Origin of the sequence: Vibrio sp. D54, from assembly GCF_021728075.1 — a bacterium.
Classification (GTDB): domain Bacteria; phylum Pseudomonadota; class Gammaproteobacteria; order Enterobacterales; family Vibrionaceae; genus Vibrio; species Vibrio alginolyticus.
The window spans coordinates 1-5424 of record NZ_JAKKCS010000040.1 but is presented as its reverse complement, the minus strand read 5'-3'; the positions used below and the strand labels follow the sequence as shown (position 1 = coordinate 5424).

The window sequence follows — 5424 nt, the reverse complement described above, 5'->3', positions numbered from 1 at the left end:
TGTTGGTTTCGATTGAAAATGGCATCGCGACCATTAGCCCAACGGCAGACTGGAACGGCTCAGAAGCGCTGACCTTTACTGCTACCGATCCAAGCGGCGAGAGTGTCAGCCAAACGGTGAACTTCACAGTTGCACCTGTGGCGGACATCGTGGCAGACAACGCGACGGTTGTGGAAGACACACCAACCATCATTAAGGTCTTAGGTAACGACACGTTCGAAGGCGACGACAAAGTGGTGTCGCTCGATACCAACAACGGTCCAGCCAACGGCACGGTCTCGGTCAACCCGGACGGCAGTGTGACCTACACGCCAAACGACAACTACCACGGTACAGACAGCTTCACCTACATCGTCACGTCAGGTGGGGTATCGGAGTCCACCACGGTGAACGTCGATGTGACGCCAGTGAACGATGCGCCAGTGGCAAAAGATGATACCGCTGTTACTGACGAAGACACGCCAGTGACGATTGATGTCCTGCCAAACGACACTGATATTGATGGCGATACGCTGTCTATCCAATCGGCGTCTGTGCCGAGTGACCAAGGGACAGTCGAGATTGTTGATGGCAAACTGGTGTTCACACCGGCTGAGAACTTCCATGGTGACGCTGAAATCACTTACACCATTACCGATGGTGCGCTGACTGACCAAGCGACGGTCAACGTCACCGTGAATGCGGTGAACGACACGCCAGAGGTTGAAAGCGGCATTGCAGACCAAGCCTTGGCGGAAGACTTTACGCCATACAGCATCAATCTAAATACCGCCTTCAGCGACGTGGATAACGTGGATGGCGAGCTGAGCTTCAGCGTTTCTGGCAACAGCAATGTGTTGGTTTCGATTGAAAATGGCATTGCGACCATTAGCCCAACCGCAGACTGGAACGGCTCAGAAGCGCTGACCTTTACTGCCACCGATCCAAGCGGCGAAAGCGTTAGCCAAACGGTGAACTTCACAGTGGCGCCTGTGGCGGACATCGTGGCAGACAAAGCGACGGTTGTGGAAGACACGCCAACCATCATCAAGGTCTTAGATAACGATACGTTCGAAGGTGACGATAAAGTGGTGTCGCTCGATACCAATAACGGCCCAGCCAACGGCACGGTCTCGGTCAACCCGGATGGTAGCGTAACCTACACACCAAACGACAACTACCACGGTACAGACAGCTTCACCTACATCGTCACGTCAGGTGGGGTATCGGAGTCCACCACGGTGAACGTCGATGTGACGCCAGTGAACGATGCGCCAGTGGCAAAAGATGATACCGCTGTTACTGACGAAGACACGCCAGTGACGATTGATGTCCTGCCAAACGACACTGATATTGATGGCGATACGCTGTCTATCCAATCGGCGTCTGTGCCGAGTGACCAAGGGACAGTCGAGATTGTTGATGGCAAACTGGTGTTCACACCGGCTGAGAACTTCCATGGTGACGCTGAAATCACTTACACCATTACCGATGGTGCGCTGACTGACCAAGCGACGGTCAACGTCACCGTGAATGCGGTGAACGACACGCCAGAGGTTGAAAGCGGCATTGCAGACCAAGCCTTGGCGGAAGACTTTACGCCATACAGCATCAATCTAAATACCGCCTTCAGCGACGTGGATAACGTGGATGGCGAGCTGAGCTTCAGCGTTTCTGGCAACAGCAATGTGTTGGTTTCGATTGAAAATGGCATTGCGACCATTAGCCCAACCGCAGACTGGAACGGCTCAGAAGCGCTGACCTTTACTGCCACCGATCCAAGCGGCGAAAGCGTTAGCCAAACGGTGAACTTCACAGTTGCGCCTGTGGCGGACATCGTGGCAGACAAAGCGACGGTTGTGGAAGACACGCCGACCATCATTAAGGTTTTAGGTAACGACACGTTCGAAGGCGACGACAAAGTGGTGTCGATCGATGCCAATAACGGTCCAGCGAACGGCACGGTCTCAGTCAACCCGGACGGCAGCGTGACCTACACGCCGAACGACAACTACCACGGTACAGACAGCTTCACGTACATCGTTACCTCCGGTGGGGTCAGTGAGTCCACCACGGTGAACGTCGATGTCACACCAGTCAATGACGCGCCAGTGGCGACCAATGACAATGCCGTTACTGACGAAGATACACCAGTGACAATTGATGTTCTGCCAAACGACACCGACATTGATGGCGATACGTTAAGCATTGATTCGGCGTCTGTGCCGAGTGACCAAGGTAAAGTCGAAATTATTGATGGAAAACTGGTCTTCACACCGGCTGAGAACTTCCATGGCGATGCTGAAATCACTTACACCGTCACCGATGGTGCGCTGACTGACCAAGCGACGGTCAACGTCACCGTGAATGCGGTGAACGACGCGCCTGTGGTTGAAAGCAGCATTGCAGACCAAGCCTTGGCGGAAGACTTTACGCCATACAGCATCGATCTAAATACCGCTTTCAGCGATGTGGATAATGTTGATGGCGAGCTGAGCTTCAGCGTCTCTGGTAATAGCAACATTCAAGTGGCGATCGTCAATGGTATTGCTACGTTCACTCCAACCGCAGACTGGAACGGCTCTGAAATCCTAACGTTTACGGCTACTGATCCAAGCGGTGAAAGCGTTAGCCAAACGGTGAACTTCACAGTTGCGCCTGTGGCGGACATCGTGGCAGATAAAGCGACGGTTGTGGAAGATACGCCAACCATCATCAAGGTCTTAGGTAACGACACGTTCGAAGGCGACGACAAAGTGGTGTCGTTGGATACCAATCACGGTCCAGCCAACGGCACGGTCTCGGTCAACCCGGATGGCAGCGTCACTTACACGCCAAACGACAACTTCCACGGCACAGACAGCTTCACCTACATCGTTACGTCCGGTGGGGTATCAGAGTCCACCACGGTGAACGTCGATGTGACGCAGGTGAACGATGCGCCAGTGGCAAACGATGACGCGGCCACAACACAAGAAGATACCGCTGTCACGATTGATGTGCTGCTAAACGACACAGATATTGATGGTGATACGCTGTCTATCCAATCAGCTTCCGTACCTGAAACACAAGGTACAGTTGAGATTGTTGACGGCAAACTGGTGTTCACACCGGCCGAGAACTTCAATGGTGATGTCGAAATCACTTATACCGTCACCGATGGTTCGCTGACTGACCAAGCCACGGTCAACGTCACCGTGAATGCGGTGAACGACACGCCTGTGGTTGAGAGCAACATTGCAGACCAAACCTTGGCGGAAGATTTCACGCCATACAGCATCGATCTAAATACCGCTTTCAGCGATGTGGATAATGTTGATGGCGAGCTGAGCTTCAGCGTTTCTGGTAATAGCAACATTCAAGTGGCGATCGTCAATGGCATTGCTACGTTCACTCCAACCGCGGACTGGAACGGCTCAGAAGCATTGACCTTTACGGCTACCGATCCAAGCGGCGAGAGCGTTAGCCAAACGGTGAACTTCACGGTAGCGCCTGTGGCGGACATCGTGGCAGACAACGCGACGGTTGTGGAAGATACGCCAACCATCATCAAGGTCTTAGGTAACGACACGTTCGAAGGCGACGACAAAGTGGTGTCGCTGGATACCAATCACGGTCCAGCCAACGGCACGGTCTCGGTCAACCCGGACGGCAGCGTCACTTACACGCCAAACGACAACTACCACGGGGCAGACAGCTTTACCTACATCGTTACGTCCGGTGGGGTATCGGAGTCCACCACGGTGAACGTCGATGTCACACCAGTGAACGATGCGCCAGTGGCAAAAGATGATACCGCTGTTACTGACGAAGATACGCCAGTGACAATTGATGTTCTGCCAAACGACACCGATATTGATGGTGATACGCTGTCTATCCAATCAGCTTCCGTACCTGAAGCACAAGGCACAGTCGAGATTGTTGACGGCAAACTGGTCTTCACACCGGCCGAGAACTTCCATGGTGACGCTGAAATTACTTACACCATCACCGATGGTGCACTGACCGACCAAGCGACGGTCAACGTCACCGTGAATGCGGTGAACGACGCGCCTGTGGTTGAAAGTAGCATCGCCGACCAAGCCTTGGCAGAAGACTTTACGCCATACAGCATCGATCTGAATACCGCCTTCAGCGATGTGGATAACGTGGATGGCGATCTGACCTTCAGCGTCTCTGGCAACAGCAACATTCAAGTGGCGATCGTCAACGGGATTGCTACGTTCACTCCAACCGCGGACTGGAACGGCTCTGAAATCCTAACGTTTACGGCTACCGATCCAAGCGGTGAAAGCGTCAGCCAAACGGTGAACTTCACAGTAGCGCCTGTGGCGGACATCGTGGCAGACAAAGCGACGGTTGTGGAAGACACGCCGACCATCATTAAGGTCTTAGGTAACGACACGTTCGAAGGCGACGACAAAGTGGTGTCGCTGGATACCAATCACGGTCCAGCCAACGGCACGGTCTCGGTCAACCCGGACGGCAGCGTCACTTACACGCCAAACGACAACTACCACGGGGCAGACAGCTTTACCTACATCGTTACGTCCGGTGGGGTATCGGAGTCCACCACAGTGAACGTCGATGTGACGCCAGTCAATGACGCGCCAGTGGCAAAAGATGATACCGCTGTTACTGACGAAGACACGCCAGTGACAATTGATGTTCTGCCAAACGACACCGACATTGATGGCGATACGTTAAGCATTGATTCGGCGTCTGTGCCGAGTGACCAAGGTAAAGTCGAAATTATTGATGGAAAACTGGTCTTCACACCGGCTGAGAACTTCCATGGCGATGCTGAAATCACTTACACCATCACCGATGGTGCGCTGACTGACCAAGCGACGGTCAATGTCACCGTGAATGCGGTGAACGACGCGCCTGTGGTTGAAAGCAACCTCGCAGACCAAACCTTGGCAGAAGACTTTACGCCATACAGCATCGATCTAAATACGGCTTTCAGCGATGTGGATAATGTTGATGGCGAGCTGAGCTTCAGCGTTTCTGGTAATAGCAACATTCAAGTGGCGATCGTCAATGGCATTGCTACGTTCACTCCAACCGCAGACTGGAACGGCTCAGAAGCATTGACCTTTACTGCTACCGATCCAAGCGGTGAAAGCGTCAGCCAAACGGTGAACTTCACAGTGGCGCCTGTGGCGGACATCGTGGCAGATAAAGCGACGGTTGTGGAAGATACGCCAACCATCATCAAGGTCTTAGGTAACGACACGTTCGAAGGCGACGACAAAGTGGTGTCGCTCGATACCAATCACGGTCCAGCCAACGGCACGGTCTCGGTCAACCCGGATGGCAGCGTGACCTACACGCCAAACGACAACTTCCACGGTACAGACAGCTTCACCTACATCGTCACGTCCGGTGGGGTATCAGAGTCCACCACGGTGAACGTCGATGTCACACCAGTCAACGATGCGC

The 5424-nt window shown here is 53.5% G+C and carries 1 protein-coding gene; it reads left to right on the top strand.

Features of this window, described 5'->3' with window-relative positions:
• Positions 1–5424 (top strand): tandem-95 repeat protein (locus L3V37_RS23595; RefSeq protein WP_237307300.1); only part of this gene is annotated, 5424 nt, incomplete at both ends.